A 16,005-nucleotide genomic window follows, 5' to 3' on the forward strand; every position below is an offset into this window, starting at 1 on the left:
GCCGCGGCAAGCACCGCCGCCGGGGCGCGGACGCGGTGGACGGCACACCGGCCCCCACGAGCGCGGTCCCCGCGGCTGGCGGTGGTCGCGGCATGGGAGTGACCTACAAGTACTTCGGCGCCCCGGACGGTGCGACGGCGGCGCGCGTCCCGATCTCGATGCGGCCCGAAGAGCTCGGCGGCGACGAACTCGGCATGGGCGGCCTGTTCACCAAGATCAAGCCGGAGACGGTGGCGGCGATGGTCCTCACCGGCATCGAGGGCATACCCCTGCACAAGGTCCCGCCGCTGGAACTGGTGGTCCTGCACCCCGACTACGCGGTGGTCAAGCTCCCCATGACGGTGGTCGACCCGCTGCGCGGCATCGGCGAGGAGTCCGTCGGCGCGGCGGCCTTCATCTGGTCCACGGTCCCCGACCGCGGCGGCCCGCGCGACGCGTTCAACGTCTACCAGCTCCTGCACGAGTGGCAGGACTTCTCCCACCGCCTCCACGAAGCCGGCCACCAGCCGTACTGCCTGGTCTGGCCCTGACCGTTCACCCCCGGGCGCCTCACCGTGGAGGCTGCCCGCCCCTGCCCATGTCAAGAAGCAGGCTTGAACCCGGTGACACCGTCGAACGATCGTTTTCGTGAGCTGCGTCAGCTCCTGCGCTCCCATGAAGTATCCGGCTATACCTTTGATGACACAGAGGACCGCTCCGGCGTCGCGCTCAGTGCCTACCTGAGGGAAGCCGCGATTCACCCCGCTCGCGCAGCCGAGGCGGCAGCAGAAATCGACGACCTTCTGGCGACCGGATTGTTCAACGGCGAGATGGCTGATGACGTCGACCTCCTACCTCACATCCATCCTCCCCAGGGCAGGACGGTGGAGCAGTGTCTTGCCGTGATCGGCGGGCATCTGCGGCAGTTCCTCGCGGCGCCGACGGCTCCTTCCCCGTCGCCGCCGCAAACCGCGTGGGAATGGAACGGAATTCCTGCTCCTCAACGAGTCGGATCGGCTTCTCCAGAAGTCGGCGGCGACGCTGGGGCTTGGCGTCCTCCCGCCCCGGGGCGTGCGGCTGCGGAAGTGGCTTGAGGACGTGCGGGACATCGTCCGTCACCGGCTGCCCGGCTGACCGGTTCCGGCCGTGACTTGGGGCCGAGTCCCGGACAGCGGGGAGGAGTTCCTCGTACCCTCCTGAACATGGAAATATCGCTGCGTCTGACTCCCTGGTCCCAGGAGGACTTCGGGTTGCTGCTGCGGGCCAACGAGCCCGAGATGACGAAGTACTTGGGGGGACCCGAGTCCGAGGAGAAGCTGGCCGACCGCCAGCGCCGGTACCTCGCCCTGAGCGACCGGGAGCCCGCCGCCGGGCGGATGTTCCGGGTGAGCCTGGCGGAGACGGGCGAAACCGTCGGCTCCGTGGGCTTCTGGACCCGCGAATGGCGGGACGAAGAGGTCTACGAGGCCGGCTGGGCGATCTTCCCCGAGCACCAGGGCCGCGGCCTCGCGGTGGCGGCGGTCACCGAAATGCTCGCCTACGTCGCGGAGCACGGCTCGCGCCGCCTCGTGCACGCCTTCCCCGGCACCGACCACCCCGCCTCCAACTCCGTGTGCCGACGGGCGGGCTTCGAGTCGCTCGGTGACGTCAACTTCGAATACCCGCCCGGCGTCTTCCACCCGAGCCACGACTGGCGCTACACCCTGCCCTCCTGAGGGCCTGCCTGACAGGGCCCTTCTGACGGGCCCCGGCTCAGGCCACCGTCAGGACCAGCCGGCCCCGGGCGCCGCCCTCCGCGAGGCGGGCGTGCGCCTCGGCCGCGTCCTCCAGGGCGTACGTCCCCGCCACCCGCAGGGTCAGCGCGCCCGCGTCGACCAGGGACACCAGTTCCGCCAGGTGCGCCCCGTCCGCGGCGACCTCCTGCTCGACGACCCGGATCCCGCGGACCGGCGCGGGAGCCCCGCCCGGCCGCAGCCCGCCGTAGACACCGCCGTCGCGTACGAAGTCCAGCGCGGCCTCCCCCAGGACCGCCGCGTCCAGCACCCCGTCCACCCGCACGCCCGCATCCGCCCCCGACGTGCCCCGGGCCACGAACCCGGTGGCGCCCAGCGACCGGACCAACTCCTCGTCCGCCGGGGCCGCCAGCGCGGTCACGGCCAGCCCGGCGCGCACCGCGAGCTGGACCGCGAGCCCGCCGATCACCCCGGCGGCGCCGGTGATCAGCACCGAGTCCCCGGCCGCCAGCCCCAGCTGTCCCAGCGCCCGGGCCGCGGTCAGCCCGCTGAGCGGCAGCACCGCGGCGGCCGTCGCGTCCACGGACTCCGGGGCAGCGGCGACGGCCCCCGCGTCCAGGACGACGTACTCCGCATGCGTCCCGAGCCCCTTGACCGCGCCGTAGTGCAGTCCGACGACCCGCTGACCGGTGCTCCAGCCGGTGACCCCGGCGCCGACCGCGTCGATCTCCCCGGCCACGTCCCAGCCGAAGCCGAGCCGCTCACCCCCGCCCCCGAAGACCCCCGCCCGGACCAGCCCGTCCACCGGGTTGAGCCCCGCCGTCCGCACCCGGACCCGTACCTGACCGGCCGCCGGGACCGGCAGCGGCACCCGGGCCGTCACGACCTGCTCGGGCCCCCCGAAGGAGGTGACGACCGACGCGCTGATCTGCCGCTGGTTCTCGCCGACCTGGGTCTCACCGGCCTGGGTCTCGCCGACCTGGTTCTCGCTCATGGGTCTCTTCCCTTGCGCTCGATTTCGTTCGTTCCGATGCGCACTAACTTAAGGAGAGGTACTTTCGTTTCGTAAGTACGCACTCCAAGGTGCGTACCGGACCCGAAAGTGAGCCCGCCATGGCCACCCGCACTGCCGAGACCCGTCGCCAAGAGGCCCGCCACGCCTACGACGCCTTCCTCAAGGAGTGCCCGACCAGCCAGCTCCTGGCCCGCATCAGCGACAAATGGGTCGGCCTCATCCTCAGCGCCCTCGGCCAGACCGAGTCCATGCGCTACAGCGACCTCGGCCGCCGCATCCCCGGGGTCAGCCAGAAGATGCTCACCCAGACCCTGCGTGCCCTTGAACGCGACGGCCTCGTCACCCGCACCGTCACCGCCTCCGTCCCCGTCCGCGTCGACTACCGCCTCACCCCCCTCGGCCACAGCCTCGGCGGCCTCCTGTCCTCCGTGAAGCACTGGGCCGAGGAACACTTCGACCAGGTCAGCGCCCACCGCGACGCCTATGACCAGGAAGCCGCCACCGACGCCTAATTGTCCTTCGCCGCCCCACCCCGAGCTGGCATGCTGAGACTTGTGAACGGACCGGACATCAACCTCACCCTCGCCCCCGAGCTGCGCGTCTTCACCTCGCCCAGCCGGCGCGCCGAGCGCGTGCCCACCACCATCGACGGCACCTCCAGCCTCGGCCACGTCGTCGAATCGACCGGCGTCCCGCTCACCGAGGTCGGCCGGCTGCTCGTGGACGGCCTCGAGGTACCCGTCTCCCACGTGCCCCAAGGCGGCGAGTCCGTCGAGGTGTTCGGGGTCACCCGCCCCCAGCAGGTGCCCGGGGCCCCGCTCCGCTTCCTCCTCGACGTCCACCTCGGCACGCTCGCCCGCCGGATGCGCCTGCTCGGCATCGACGCGGCCTACGAGAACGAGGACATCGGCGACCCCGCACTCGCCACCCGCTCCGCCGCCGAGCGGCGCGTCCTGCTCACCCGCGACCGCGGCCTGCTGCGGCGCCGCGAGATCTGGGCGGGCGCCTACGTCTACAGCGACAGCCCTGACGAGCAACTGCGCGACATCCTGGGCCGGTTCGCACCGCACCTGACGCCCTGGACCCGCTGCACCGCCTGCAACGGCACGCTGCGCGCGGCCGACAAGGACAGCGTGGGCGATCTCCTGGAAGGCGGCACACAGCGCTCCTACGACGTGTTCGCCCAGTGCACCGACTGCGCGCGCGTCTACTGGCGGGGCGCGCACCACGCCCGTCTCGAAGTGATCGTCAGCGAGGCGCTGGCCGAATTCGGCGGCAGCGTCACCGCGTAGGGCACGCCGGGGGCGGGCAGACTTCCCCACCATGACAGCCCCAGCCCCAGCCCCCGAGCCCGCTGCGGACATCACGGACACCGCGGACAGCGCAGGCGCCGCGAACACCGCGGACGTCGCGAACACCGTGGATGTCGTGGACGTCGCGGTGATCGGCGCCGGTCCCACCGGACTGCTGATCGCCGGAGATCTCGCCGCCGCCGGACTGACCGTCACCCTGATCGAGCGCCGCCCGCAGACCGCCGCCAACCTCACGCGCGCCTTCGCCGTCCACGCCCGCACCCTCGAACTCCTCGACGCGCGCGGGCTCGCCGACGACCTCGTCGCCACCGGCCGCCCGATGGGCCGGCTGCGCCTCTTCGGCGGACTCACCCTCTCCCTCGACATGCTCCCCACCCGCTTCCCGTTCGTTCTCATCACCCCCCAATTTGAGACCGAACGCCTGCTGGAGCGTCGCGCGTTGTCCACAGGTGTGGACATCCGGTACGACCATGAGCTGATCGCACTGCACCAGGGCGAGGGTCAGGACACCGTCACCCTCGACCTCCGCTCCCCCGCCGGTGCACAAGCCACGACCACCACCACCACCGCCACCCCCACCGCCGCCGCCGCCGCCGCCACCCTGCACGCCCGCCACGTCGTCGGCGCGGACGGCGTCCGCTCCACCGTCCGCCGCGAACTCGGCCTGCCCTTCCCCGGCCACGCCGTGGTCACCTCGATGGTGCTGGCCGACGTACGCCTGGCCGAAGAACCCGCGGACCAGCTCGCCGTCGACGGCAACGGCCAGGCCTTCGCCTTCCTCGTCCCCTTCGGCGACGGCTGGTACCGGGCCATCGCCTGGCACCGCGACGGCCGGGCCAAGGACGACGACCCCGTCGGCCTCGACGAGCTGCGCAGCATCACCCGCACCGCCCTCGGCACCGACCACGGCATGCACGACGCCCGCTGGATCTCCCGCTTCCACTCCGATGAACGCCAGGTCCCGCACTACCGCGTGGGCCGCGTCTTCCTCGCCGGGGACGCCGCCCACGTGCACTCCCCCGCGGGCGGCCAGGGCATGAACACCGGCCTCCAGGACGCCGCCAACCTCTCCTGGAAGCTCGCCGCCGTCCTCCTCGGCCGGGCCCCCGACCCCGAGGCGCTGCTCGACAGTTACGAGCGCGAACGGCACCCCGTCGGCCGCCTCGTGCTGCGCGGCAGCGGCGCCCTGACCCGGTTCGCGATGGCCGCCACCCCCGCCCGCCGCCTCGCCCGCGACCTCGGGGGCAGGCTGGTGGGCGGGCTCCGGCCCGTGCGCGCCCGCGCGCTCGGCATGGTCTCCGGGATCGGGATCTCGTACCCCCCGCCGCCCGGCGCCACCCGGCCAGCGGGCCGCCGCGCGCCGGACGCCGTCCTGCGCGAGGGCAGGCTGTACGAGCTGCTGCGCGCGGGCGGCTTCGTCCTGATCGCCCCACCCGAGATGGCGCCCGCCGTCGGCGCGCCGGAGCCGGGGCTCACGCACGCCTCCTGGCGCACGTCCGGACGTACCGCCTGCGTGCTCGTACGTCCCGACGGGTACGTCGCCTGGTCCGCCCCCGCGCCCACCCCGGCCGAGGTCACCCGGGCCGTCGCGGGCTGGATCCTGCGGCCCCAGAAGGAGTAGGACCCAGAAGGAGTAGCTCAGAAGGAGTAGGAGTCGCCGGTGTCGAGGGCCAGCACCACGTGCTCGTCGTTGGCGTGGTTGCGGTCGGTCGCGCCGCCGTCCCACCAGGTGTCCACGCGCACCACCACCTCCGGCGGCCGCTCCTTGAGCCGCATCCGCAGGCCGATGTGGCGGCCCCGCCCGTGCGCGGGCAGGGCGCCCGTCTCGCACATCACCTCGCGGTGACCGGCCCGGGCGCACCCCTCCGCCAGTTCCTGGCCGTCGGCGAGGTCCGCGGAGAGCCGTAGCCGCAGGGTGGTGTTCGCGAGGGCGGCGGGCCCCTGGTTCTCCGGGACCACCCAGACGGCGAGCCGCCCGCCGGACAGGTTCACCCGCCCGTGGTAGGCCAGATCCGTCTCGGATACTCCCCCCGTCACCCCGGCCCGCGCGGCCCCTGCCCCGGCCCGCGCGGCCCCCACCCCCGCCTGCGCGGCTCCCGTCTGGGCCGCCGCCCCGGCCAGCACCAGCCCGAGGGCCACCACGCTTCGTACGACGCCACGGCGCACCGACACCATCACCGTCACCACCTCCACGCGCGGAGGCTAACGACCCCCACCCCCCACCGGTCGGACCATCACACGAACGAGGGCGCGTCCCCCTCCATCCGCGCCGGGTCCAGGCCGGCCAGCCACAGCCGTCATGCCAGGGTTGCCCCATGCTGATCGTCCGCTCCGTGTCCCTGTTCGCCCTCGCCGCCGTCCTGGAGATCGGCGGCGCCTGGCTCGTCTGGCAGGGCGTGCGCGACCACAAGGGCTGGGTCTGGATCGGCGCCGGGGTCATCGCCCTCGGCCTCTACGGCTTCGTCGCCACCCTCCAGCCCGAAGGCGACTTCGCCCGGGTACTGGCCGCCTACGGCGGGGTCTTCGTGGCCGGATCCCTCGCCTGGGGCATGGTCGCCGACGGCTACCGGCCCGACCGCTGGGACATCGCCGGGGCCCTGGTCTGCCTGGCCGGGATGGCCCTGATCATGTACGCCCCGCGCGGCCGCTGAGCACCCGCGGCCCCCGCCCGGAGGTTCGTACGCATGCCTATGCTGGCCGGGTATAGATCACCCGAACGAGGAGCGCTCCCATGACCCCCCGCATCGCAGTCGTCACCGGGGCGAGCAGCGGAATCGGCGCGGCCACCGCACGGCAGCTCGCCGGCGCGGGCTACCACGTCGTGCTGACCGCCCGCCGCAAGGACCGCATCGAGCAGCTGGCCGCCGAGATCACCGCGGCCGGTCAGCTCGCCACCGCCCACGCCCTGGACGTGACGGACCGCGCCGCCGTCGACGCCTTCGCCGCGTCCCTGGAGCGCTTCCCCTCCGTCAACGTGCTGGTCAACAACGCGGGCGGGGCCATCGGCGCCGAGCCCGTCGCCACCGGCGACCCGGCCGACTGGCGCACGATGTACGAGGTCAACGTCATCGGCACCCTCAATGTCACCCAGGCCCTGCTCCCGGCCCTGACCGCCTCCGGTGACGGCACCGTCGTCATCCTGTCCTCGACCGCCGGCCACTCGACCTACGAGGGCGGCGCGGGCTACGTCGCCGCGAAGAACGGCGCCCGCGTCCTGGCCGAGACCCTCCGCCTGGAGATCGTCGGCCAGCCGGTCCGCGTGATCGAGATCGCGCCGGGCATGGTCAAGACGGAGGAGTTCGCCACCACCCGCTTCCGCGGGGACGCGGAGAAGGCGGCCAAGGTGTACGCGGGCGTCGCCGACCCGCTCTCGGCCGACGACGTGGCCGACACGATCACCTGGGCGGTGACCCGTCCCAGCCACGTCAACATCGACCTGCTGGTGGTCCGCCCGCGCGCCCAGGCCTCGAACACGAAGGTCCACCGCGACCTGTAACCGGCAGGCTCCGAAGGACACCCCCTAGACCAGCCCGGCGGCCTTGAGCTGGGGCATGAGGGCCGCGGGCTTCAGTCCCGCGGCCTTCGCGGCGCCCAGCGCACGCTCCAGGTCGGCCTCCAGCGTGGGCGTGAAGTGCAGCAGCACGATGTCCCCCGCCTGGAGCTTCGGGGTCGGCGGGGTCTCGCTCCAGGTGGTGACGTCGTGGGTCCAGGTGACCAGGGCCTTCGCCCCGCACGCCTTCGCCGCGAGCCGCACGTCGTCGTTGACGGCCCCGTACGGCGGCCGCAGCAGCTGCGGCGCCCGCCCGAAGGTCCCCTTGAGCTGCTCCCGCGCCCCGCACACCTCCGCGTCCTTGCCGGCCGCGTCGAGGGTGGTCAGGTCCGGGTGGTTGACGGTGTGGTTCTCGACGGTGGCCCGGCCCTGCTCGATGAGGTCCGTGAAGTAGCCGGTGTCGTACGAGGTGGCCCCGGGCAGCAGGAACAGGGTCACCGGCACCCGCTTGTCGATCAGCGTCCGCGCGGCGGCGGGGTCATGGTTCCACCCGTCGTCGATGGTGATGAAGACGACCTTGTCGGAGGTCGGTACGTGCGCCACGACCGGCGGCAGCCCCACCCCGTCAGCAGCGGAGACGGCAGCCGCGACCGGCACCCCCGTACCTGTACCCGTACCCGCCCCCGCCACGGCGGATCCGGCCACCCCGAAGGTGAGCGACAGCGAAGCGAACACACCGAGAACCACCCGAGATCTCCACATGGCGCACACCTTGGTCTAGACCAACTCCACGCGTCAACCCCCGCGCACACCCCACGAGTTGCCCCGCCACACCCCTTGCGCCCGTACGGGCAAAGACGCGCCGAATGTCCCCGCCGGCGAACACGGTCGATCACCGATCGGGCGGCCAAGCGCTCAGTCGACACCGCTGAGATAGACCCGGCTGCTGGCGGCGTCGACCTGCACCACCGCGACCTTCAGCCAGTTGAGGTCGCCCTCGCACGGCGCACACACCTGGCCTTCGCGGACCCTCGCCAGCAGGTCAGGCTCCGGCAACCCCAGGTGCGAGAACGGCGTCGACGGGTTCGTGTTGCGGGCGAGTGGCTGCTCCCGCAGGCCAAGCGGCACATCCGGCTTCAGCTGAGCGACGAACTCGTCGACCCCGGCAGTGGGGAGGACGAACGCCATGATCAGGCCATCGTCCTGCAAACCCCGCCAGTGCGCCGCCTTCGCCCCGGTCGCCGCCACGGGCACCCTCACACGCAACGTCCTGGCGACCGACTCCACGGTGGCCCCGTCCACCCAATACGACACCTGCCCCGACGAACGCTCCCCCGCCCGGGTGCCGCTCACCGTCGCCCCCGAGCACCCGGCCACCAGCCCCATGAGCACGACCACCCCGCCCACCAGACCCAGATGCCACCTGCCCCACGGCTCCACGTTCAACGTGCGTCCCCATTCCGGCCGATGTCGGTCCGCGTGCCGTCCCGCCCCGGGCTCTTCGGATCGGGCCAGGAGCCGCCCGGGCCCACGTCGTGCTGCTGCACCGAACTACTCCCCCGCATATCGAATTCCCTGGCCTGCCCCGTCGTGTGCAGGCGGGCCATATCGGCGTCGGTCACCGTGGTCGGACCGATGGGCGTGGCCTTGCCCGGGTCCCAGTTGTACCGGTCCCACACATTGACCTGATAGTCGATGCTGACGCGCGGACTGCCGTCCGGGCCCGGCACCGCCGTCACGACGCCCGTGGTGTTCGTCATGGCGCTGCCCACGGCCAGGTACCAGTTCGCCGTGCCGTCCGGACCCTTGTCGTGGGTATATCCCTCGCCCGCGGTCTCCACGGGGATCGCGACGGGCTTGCCGCCCGACTGCGCGAAGGCGTCCAGCGCCTGGCGACGCCATTCGCCCTCCAGCTTGGCGCGCGTCGCCGCAGACACGTCACGCAGGACCGTGTCGTCCTCGTCGCTCAGCATCCTGTCGACATCGAGGTCGAGTGTCCTGCCGGTCCCGTGCAGATAGTGGTCCATGTGCCGGGCCGCGTCCGTCTTACCGATGAAGTCACCGCTGTTCGAGATCCCGTTGGCCTGGAGTTCCTTCCAGTAGTCCCCCAAGCCGGGTGTAGCGACGTCGTATGGCCCCGCCCCGTCGTCAGCGGCCACCCGCTTCACCGAGGGGGTCAACAGGCCGCCCGCCAACAGCTGCTCCCTGCGCTGCACCCACAGCTGCGCCCGAGACTCAGGACTCAACGACTGCCACAGCCGCCGCAGCTCCGCGCGCTGCTTGTCGCTGGCGTCCGCTCCCAGACCGGCGAGTTTCAGGGCGCGGGGCAGCATGTCCTCGTCGAGCGACGTGTACGACGCGTGGCCGGGATTGGCCGGATCACCACCGTGGCTCGCTCGCAGCGCCCGTACAGCAGCCGCGTCCACCTCGGTGGCGTGGCTCACGAACCCGGTCAGCGTGTCGGCGTACCACCGCATCATGTCGCGTTTTCTCTGACCGGGCCCCTCCACCTCACAGATGAGGGCATCCGCGATCACCACGGATCCGTCCGCGCGTCCGGTAACGCTGAAGCCCTTCTCCTTGGCCTCGGCGGTGACACTCCTGGCCTGCTGCTGGATCCCCTGCAGCTCGGCGTGCGCGTCATCAAGGACGCTGAAAATGCTCTGCGCCTCCGTGTGGAGATCCTCGAACTCCTTCACCGTCTTGCCGACGAAGTCCCTGGTCACACCTGCGTTGATGCCCTCCCAGCGGGCCTTTTCGGCCTTCGCCTTCACACCGTCGCGGGCCTCGCCACCGAGCCGCTGCATCTCCCCGGCCATGCGCTTCCAGTCGGCGACGGCCGTCCCCAGTTTGCCGAGGTCGACTTCCATGAGCTCGGTGTAGTTCATGAGGCGCTCCCCCTACGTGAAGTACTCGGTGAGGCGGGAAACGGGCACGGCCGAGCCATCCCGGTTCCGGAAGGACGCGGCGATCGCGGCGTCGTTCTCGGCGTGCGACTTCTTCGAGTAGTCCAGGTGGTTCGATATGTGAGCACACGCCTGAAGGACGCTCTTGACCTGCGAGGTCCAGATGGACACCGTCGTCGCCAGCTCATCCCCGAGAGCGAAGTTGCTGCCCGTCAGGGCCGCTGCTGCCTGCATCGTGGAGCCGACGCCCTCCTTGTCACCGCCGGCGCCGGCGATGTCGGCCCCCTTCAGCAACTGGCTGTGCAGCACGAAGGCCTCGTGGCCGACGGCTCCGAGGTCGTCCTGGTGCACGACGAGGTCGGCCGGTCCGTCACCTCCCGGGCCACCCGGCAGTTGGTTGAGCCGCGTCGAGGCTTGCCGTTGGGCAGTCACTTCCGCTTTCGCACTGTCCCATTCATCCCATGCCATCACACCATTGGATCACGGCCCTGTGACACGCGGATCGACCTCCAGGAGAAGGAGGTTGGAGCGGTCCCGGACACGCCGGGCGGGGGACCCGCCCCCGCACAGCCACCCCCGGGCACGCGGAGGGACCCCGACCGTCGAACGGTCCGGGTCCCTCCACTCCCCCGACAACTGCGCCCCGATAACCGCACCCCCACCAGACCCCGGCCGGGATCAGCCCTTGACGCAGATGAGCTGCTTCAGCTTGGCCACGACCTCGACCAGGTCGGTCTGCTGGTCGATGACCTGCTCGATCGGCTTGTAGGCGCCCGGGATCTCGTCCACGACGCCGGAGTCCTTGCGGCACTCCACGCCCTTGGTCTGGTCCGCCAGGTCCCGCGTGGAGAACCGCTTCTTCGCCGCCGTCCGGCTCATCTTCCGGCCCGCGCCGTGCGAGGCCGAGTTGAAGGACTTCTCGTTGCCGAGGCCCTTCACGATGTACGAGCCGGTGCCCATCGAGCCCGGGATGATCCCGAAGTCCCCGCTGCCCGCCCGGATCGCGCCCTTCCGCGTGACCAGCAGGTCCATGCCGTCGTAGCGCTCTTCGGACACGTAGTTGTGGTGGCAGCTGATCTCGTGGTCGAAGGAGACCTTCGCCTTGCGGAACTCCCTGCGGATGACCTCCTTGAAGAGGCTCATCATCACGGCGCGGTTGTACTTCGCGTACTCCTGCGCCCAGAAGAGGTCGTTGCGGTAGTCCTGCATCTGCGGCGTGGCCGCCAGGAACACCGCGAGGTCCCGGTCCACCAGGTCCTGGTTGTGCGCGAGCCCGCGGGCCACGCCCATGTGGTGCTCGGCCAGCTCGTTGCCGATGTTCCGGGAGCCCGAGTGCAGCATCAGCCAGACCGTGCCCGCCTCGTCGAGGCAGAACTCGATGAAGTGGTTGCCGCCCCCGAGCGTGCCGATCTGCTTCGCGGCCCGCTCGCGGCGGAACTTGACCGCGTCCGCGATGTAGTCGAAGCGCGTCCAGAGGTCGTCGAAGCCGTCGGCCGCGAAGTCGTACAGGCGCGCCGGGTCCACCGCCTCCTTGTGGAGGCCCGCCCCGACGGGGATCGCCTGCTCGATCTTCGACCGCAGCCGTGACAGGTCCCCGGGCAGGTCGTTGGCCGTCAGCGAGGTCCGTACGGCCGACATGCCGCAGCCGATGTCCACCCCCACCGCGGCCGGACAGACCGCGTCCTTCATCGCGATCACCGAGCCGACGGTGGCGCCCTTGCCGTAGTGCACGTCCGGCATGACGGCCAGGCCCTTGATCCAGGGCAGGGTCGCGACGTTGTGCAGCTGTCGCATCGCGCTGTCCTCGACCGTGGACGGATCGGTCCACATCCGGATCGGGACCTTCGCCCCGGGTACCTCTACATACGACATGACGTCCCCAACACCCTGTTAACCACAGAAAAGTCTCAATACGCAAAAAGCCTCGCAACAGGTCCCAAAGACGACATGGGACCGGCGTCAGCACCAGCGTGTGCGATAGACATTGTGTCCACGCGCGGCCCAGCACCGGCAACGCAATTTCCCGACCGCGGTCCTGACCGAGGACCCACCCGCCGCCCACCCACAGCCCACCCACAGCCCACCCACAGCCTGTCGAACGGAGCCAGACGACGTGCAGCGCAACGCGGTACGGCAAGTCCTTCCCGGCATCCTGATGCTCACCGCGCTCATGGCCGGGTGCACCTCCGGCACCGGCACGGGGGTCACCACCGACTCCAAGGCGGGCGGCACCGCGCCCGTCGCCGCGCCGCCGGGGAAGTACCGCAGCCTGCCCTCGCCCTGCAAGGCGGTCGAAGGGAAGCGGCTGAAGGCCATGCTCCCGGCCGCGGCCACGCTCACCTCGGAGCAGCGCGACCAGCTCTACGCCGGGACCGCGGACACCTCGTACGACGGCGACCGGCGCGTCGGCTGCCGCTGGAAGGCGCAGACCCCCGAGGAGACCCGCCTGCTGTCCGTCGGCTTCGAGCGGGTCGTCTCCTACGACCGGGCCGCGAGCAGCGACGACGACAAGGCGCGGCAGGTCTACGAGCGCCGCCTCGCCGACGCCCACCTCCCGGCCCCCGTCCCCTCGACCGCCCCCTCGACCGCCCCGACGCCCGGCGCGAGTACGAACCCCGGCGCGAGTACGGTCCCCAGCGCGGGTACGGTCCCCAGCCCGGGCACGGTCCCCAGCCCGGGTACGACCCCCGGCCCGGGCGCCAGTACGAGCCCCGTGCCCCCCGCCGCAGCCGCGTCCTCCGGCACCCCCGCGCCCTCCACCTCGCCCACCCCGCCCGAGCTGGGTTCCCGCGTCCTGGAGGGGCTCGGGAACGCCGCCTTCGTCGAGGACCGGCTCAGCGCGGCCGGTTCCGCCGCCCAGGTGCGGACCGTACGCATCGTCTTCCGCACCGCGAACGTCATCGTCACCGTGGAGTACGGCGTGCAGCCCGCACTGCCCGGCGGGGTCCCCTCCAGCGCGGAAACGCAGGACGAAGCGCACCAGTTGGCGGAGGCCCTGGTGGAACGTTTCAACGCGTGACCGGAACCCGGTCCGGACCCCGGCACGGCGACCGAATACCTGGTCAGCGGCCGATCAGCGGCCGTCCGACGACCGCCCGCCGGTCTTCGCGCGGCCCCCGCGTGACGGCGGGCACAGCAGCCAGCCGCCCGGTCGGGCTACCGTTGCCCGGGTCCCCGTGCCCATAGACACACAAACGTACGAAGGAATCATGCACCGATCAGCCTCGCGCCTCACCCGTGTCATCGCCTGCGCAGCCGTCCCGGTGATCCTCGCCGTCTCCGGTTGCTCGTCCGACTCGGGCAAGAGCGCGGACACGGGCAAGAAGTCCGACTCGTCCGCTTCGTCCAAGTCGCCGAGCACGAAGCCGTCGACCGCCCCCGAGAAGGCCGCGTTCGCCACGCTGCCCGACCCGTGCAAGACGGTCCAGGCGAAGACCATCGAGGCACTCGTCCCCAAGGCCAAGGACAAGAACGGAACGGCCACCAAGTCGAACGACCTGACCAGCCGCGCCAGCTGCTCCTGGAACGGCCTGGACGAGAACGGCCTCAAGGGCTCCGACTACCGCTGGCTCGCGGTGTCCCTGGTCCGCTACGACTCGCACGAGTCCCTCGGCAGCGGCAACAAGCGCGCCGAGGAGCAGTACAACAAGCAGCTCGCGACGGCGAAGGCCGTCGAGGGCGCGCAGAACGTGAAGACCGACCAGGTGGGCGGCGTCGGCGACCAGGGCACCTCGGTCACCTACACCACGAAGAAGGACGGCGCGGACTTCTTCAACACCACGGTCATCGTGCGCACGCAGAACGTCGTCGTCTCCCTGGACTACAACGGCGCCGCCTACGAGGGCGCGGCCGCCCCCGACCCGGCGAAGCTGCTGGAGAGCGCGATCGCCGCGACCCGCGAGGCCGTGAACTCGGTCGCCGGCGCCAAGGACCAGCCGGGCTCCTCGCAGTCCCCGTCCGACCCCGCCCCGTCGGAGTCCCCGTCGGAGTCCGCGTCCGCCTCCTGAGCGTCCGCCTCCTGACCCGGCCGCAGGGCCAAACGGGGCCGAACAGGGCCGAACGGGCCCGCGGACCAGGTGACATCACGTCACCCGTACGCTGTGCCTGCCGTAGCTCCGTAGCTGGATAGCTTGATAGTGGGAGGGGATCGCGGGTGGCCGCGATGCAGCTGACTCGTACGCACCGGATACTCATCGGCGTCGTCGTCGCCGGCGCCGTCGTCATCGCGGGGATCGGCTTCGCCGGTTCCTACGCCGCGGTGCGCGCGCTGGCGCTGCAGAAGGGGTTCGGCTCCTTCTCGCTGGTGTTCCCGATCGGCATCGACATGGGCATCTGCGTGCTGCTCGCGCTCGACCTGCTGCTGACGTGGATCCGCATCCCCTTCCCGCTGCTGCGCCAGACGGCGTGGCTGCTGACCGCCGCGACCATCGCCTTCAACGGCGCGGCGGCCTGGCCGGACCCGCTGGGCGTCGGCATGCACGCCGTCATCCCGATCCTGTTCGTGGTGACGGTCGAGGCCGCCCGGCACGCGGTGGGGCGGATCGCCGACATCACCGCGGACCGGCACATGGAGGGCGTGCGGATCACCCGCTGGCTGCTCTCACCGGTCCCCACCTTCAAGCTGTGGCGCCGGATGAAGCTGTGGGAGCTGCGCTCCTACGAGCAGGCGGTCGGCATGGAACAGGACCGGCTGATCTACCAGGCCCGCCTCCAGGCCCGCTACGGGCGCGCCTGGCGCCGCAAGGCCCCCGTCGAGGCGCTCATGCCGCTGCGCCTGGCCCGGATCGGCGTACCGCTGTCCCAGACCGTCCCCGAGGGGCTGGCGGCCGCGGGCATCGAGCCCGCGCTGCTGCCGCCGGTCGCGGACGCCGAGGCGGCACGGGCCGCCCTGGAGGCGCGCCACCCCGGCGGGCTGCCGGTCGCGGCCGCCCAGCCGCATCCCGCGGCGGCCCCGCCGCAGGCCGTACTCCCCGCACAGGCGACCGGCCCGGGACCTGGCCCCGGCCCCGGTCCCGGGCAGCCCGCCCACAGCGCCGGACCGCCCGCCTTCGCGGTCGACCCGACGGCGATGCCCGCGGCCCACAACAGCGCCTGGTTCGCGGCCCCGCTGGCCCCGCAGGCGGCGTACGCGGGCGCCTACAACCCGCAGTACGTCGACGGCCTGGAGCCCACCCCGGTCCTGCCCCCGACCGGCCCGGACGACGCCCCGGCGCAGCAGCCCCCGGTCCCGGCCGCCGAGGCCCCGGCGGCCGAAGCCCCCGTCGCCGACGAGGACCTCACCCCGGTCGACGAGGTGAAGTTCGCCGAAGCGGCCTACGAGGTCTTCCGCACCTACGTCGACGAGCACGGCAACTGGCCGAGCCCCGAGCAGCTCGACATACACCTCTCCGACGGCCACGGCATCGTCCACCCGCGCAGCGCCACCACGCTCAAGCGGCTGATGCCGGAGCTGAAGCAGCGCTACCAGACGGACCTGGAGAACGAACACATCGCGTGACGGAGTTCCCGGCACCACAAAGAAGGGCCCGAACCCCCCAGGGGGTCCGGGCCCTTCTCCGTATCACTCGGT

General features: G+C 71.8%; 18 protein-coding genes. 11 read left to right on the top strand and 7 right to left on the bottom strand.

Annotation, left to right across the window (positions count from 1 at the left end; all coding sequences use genetic code 11):
* The first annotated feature begins 92 nt into the window (after nucleotides 1-92).
* The 3 genes from OHS33_RS15945 to OHS33_RS15955 all read left to right on the top strand — a co-directional run bounded on the left by OHS33_RS15945 (nucleotide 93) and on the right by OHS33_RS15955 (nucleotide 1,694).
* Nucleotides 93-530, top strand: coding sequence for a hypothetical protein (locus tag OHS33_RS15945; protein WP_330331067.1), 438 nt, complete (start codon nucleotides 93-95; stop codon nucleotides 528-530).
* A 63-nt stretch (nucleotides 531-593) separates the two neighbouring features.
* The gene (locus tag OHS33_RS15950; RefSeq protein WP_330331068.1) at nucleotides 594-1,073 is read left to right on the top strand and encodes a hypothetical protein; all 480 of its coding nucleotides are present in this window, start codon (nucleotides 594-596) and stop codon (nucleotides 1,071-1,073) included.
* A gap of 108 nt (nucleotides 1,074-1,181) precedes the next feature.
* Nucleotides 1,182-1,694, top strand: a complete 513-nt coding sequence (locus OHS33_RS15955) for a GNAT family N-acetyltransferase (RefSeq protein ID WP_330331069.1) — start codon at nucleotides 1,182-1,184, stop codon at nucleotides 1,692-1,694.
* Between the two features lie 37 nt (nucleotides 1,695-1,731).
* On the opposite strand, the gene OHS33_RS15960 is transcribed toward OHS33_RS15955, so the two are convergent.
* The gene (locus OHS33_RS15960) at nucleotides 1,732-2,640 is read right to left on the bottom strand and encodes an NADP-dependent oxidoreductase (protein WP_330335071.1); all 909 of its coding nucleotides are present in this window, start codon (nucleotides 2,638-2,640) and stop codon (nucleotides 1,732-1,734) included.
* Nucleotides 2,641-2,825: 185 nt separating this feature from the next.
* Here OHS33_RS15960 and OHS33_RS15965 point away from each other — a divergent pair, with 185 nt between their 5' ends.
* Genes OHS33_RS15965 through OHS33_RS15975 form a run of 3 tightly spaced genes read left to right on the top strand, consistent with a single transcriptional unit; the run spans nucleotide 2,826 to nucleotide 5,661 of the window.
* On the top strand, nucleotides 2,826-3,239 hold the full coding sequence (locus tag OHS33_RS15965) for a winged helix-turn-helix transcriptional regulator (protein WP_330331070.1): 414 nt from the start codon (nucleotides 2,826-2,828) through the stop codon (nucleotides 3,237-3,239).
* Nucleotides 3,240-3,281: 42 nt separating this feature from the next.
* Nucleotides 3,282-4,019 carry a Mut7-C RNAse domain-containing protein gene (locus OHS33_RS15970; protein ID WP_330331071.1) on the top strand — a complete coding sequence of 246 codons (738 nt, stop codon included), beginning with the start codon at nucleotides 3,282-3,284 and terminating at the stop codon, nucleotides 4,017-4,019.
* Between the two features lie 31 nt (nucleotides 4,020-4,050).
* The gene (locus tag OHS33_RS15975; RefSeq protein ID WP_330331072.1) at nucleotides 4,051-5,661 is read left to right on the top strand and encodes an FAD-dependent oxidoreductase; all 1,611 of its coding nucleotides are present in this window, start codon (nucleotides 4,051-4,053) and stop codon (nucleotides 5,659-5,661) included.
* 17 nt (nucleotides 5,662-5,678) lie between these two features.
* On the opposite strand, the gene OHS33_RS15980 is transcribed toward OHS33_RS15975, so the two are convergent.
* On the bottom strand, nucleotides 5,679-6,233 hold the full coding sequence (locus OHS33_RS15980; RefSeq protein WP_330331073.1) for a hypothetical protein: 555 nt from the start codon (nucleotides 6,231-6,233) through the stop codon (nucleotides 5,679-5,681).
* A gap of 122 nt (nucleotides 6,234-6,355) precedes the next feature.
* On the opposite strand from OHS33_RS15980, the gene OHS33_RS15985 reads away from it, so the two are divergent.
* Both OHS33_RS15985 and OHS33_RS15990 read left to right on the top strand, forming a co-directional pair.
* A complete protein-coding gene (locus tag OHS33_RS15985; protein ID WP_330331074.1) occupies nucleotides 6,356-6,691 on the top strand; it encodes a YnfA family protein in 336 nt (111 codons plus the stop codon).
* Nucleotides 6,692-6,771: 80 nt separating this feature from the next.
* Nucleotides 6,772-7,536 carry an SDR family oxidoreductase gene (locus OHS33_RS15990; RefSeq protein ID WP_330331075.1) on the top strand — a complete coding sequence of 255 codons (765 nt, stop codon included), beginning with the start codon at nucleotides 6,772-6,774 and terminating at the stop codon, nucleotides 7,534-7,536.
* Between the two features lie 24 nt (nucleotides 7,537-7,560).
* Here the strand turns inward: OHS33_RS15990 and OHS33_RS15995 are convergent, their stop codons facing one another.
* The 5 genes from OHS33_RS15995 to OHS33_RS16015 form a co-directional block, all read right to left on the bottom strand.
* Entirely contained in the window at nucleotides 7,561-8,292 is a 732-nt protein-coding gene (locus OHS33_RS15995) for a polysaccharide deacetylase family protein (protein ID WP_330331076.1), read from the bottom strand.
* 153 nt (nucleotides 8,293-8,445) lie between these two features.
* The gene (locus tag OHS33_RS16000; protein WP_330331077.1) at nucleotides 8,446-8,976 is read right to left on the bottom strand and encodes a hypothetical protein; all 531 of its coding nucleotides are present in this window, start codon (nucleotides 8,974-8,976) and stop codon (nucleotides 8,446-8,448) included.
* Nucleotides 8,973-10,418: a hypothetical protein gene (locus OHS33_RS16005; protein WP_330331078.1), complete on the bottom strand. Its 1,446-nt coding sequence runs from the start codon at nucleotides 10,416-10,418 to the stop codon at nucleotides 8,973-8,975. Before OHS33_RS16005 ends, OHS33_RS16000 begins: the two co-directional genes overlap by 4 nt.
* Nucleotides 10,419-10,430: 12 nt before the next feature.
* Entirely contained in the window at nucleotides 10,431-10,904 is a 474-nt protein-coding gene (locus OHS33_RS16010; protein ID WP_330331079.1) for a hypothetical protein, read from the bottom strand.
* A 210-nt stretch (nucleotides 10,905-11,114) separates the two neighbouring features.
* A complete protein-coding gene (locus OHS33_RS16015; protein ID WP_330331080.1) occupies nucleotides 11,115-12,308 on the bottom strand; it encodes an RtcB family protein in 1,194 nt (397 codons plus the stop codon).
* Nucleotides 12,309-12,549: 241 nt separating this feature from the next.
* Here OHS33_RS16015 and OHS33_RS16020 point away from each other — a divergent pair, with 241 nt between their 5' ends.
* The 3 genes from OHS33_RS16020 (at nucleotide 12,550) to OHS33_RS16030 (ending at nucleotide 15,933) form a co-directional block, all read left to right on the top strand.
* Nucleotides 12,550-13,455, top strand: coding sequence for a DUF3558 domain-containing protein (locus tag OHS33_RS16020; RefSeq protein ID WP_330331081.1), 906 nt, complete (start codon nucleotides 12,550-12,552; stop codon nucleotides 13,453-13,455).
* A gap of 190 nt (nucleotides 13,456-13,645) precedes the next feature.
* On the top strand, nucleotides 13,646-14,443 hold the full coding sequence (locus OHS33_RS16025; RefSeq protein WP_330331082.1) for a DUF3558 family protein: 798 nt from the start codon (nucleotides 13,646-13,648) through the stop codon (nucleotides 14,441-14,443).
* 146 nt (nucleotides 14,444-14,589) lie between these two features.
* Nucleotides 14,590-15,933 carry a DUF2637 domain-containing protein gene (locus OHS33_RS16030; RefSeq protein ID WP_330331083.1) on the top strand — a complete coding sequence of 448 codons (1,344 nt, stop codon included), beginning with the start codon at nucleotides 14,590-14,592 and terminating at the stop codon, nucleotides 15,931-15,933.
* The last annotated feature ends 72 nt before the right edge of the window (nucleotides 15,934-16,005 follow it).

Source organism: Streptomyces sp. NBC_00536 (assembly GCF_036346295.1).
Taxonomy (GTDB): Bacteria; Actinomycetota; Actinomycetes; order Streptomycetales; family Streptomycetaceae; genus Streptomyces.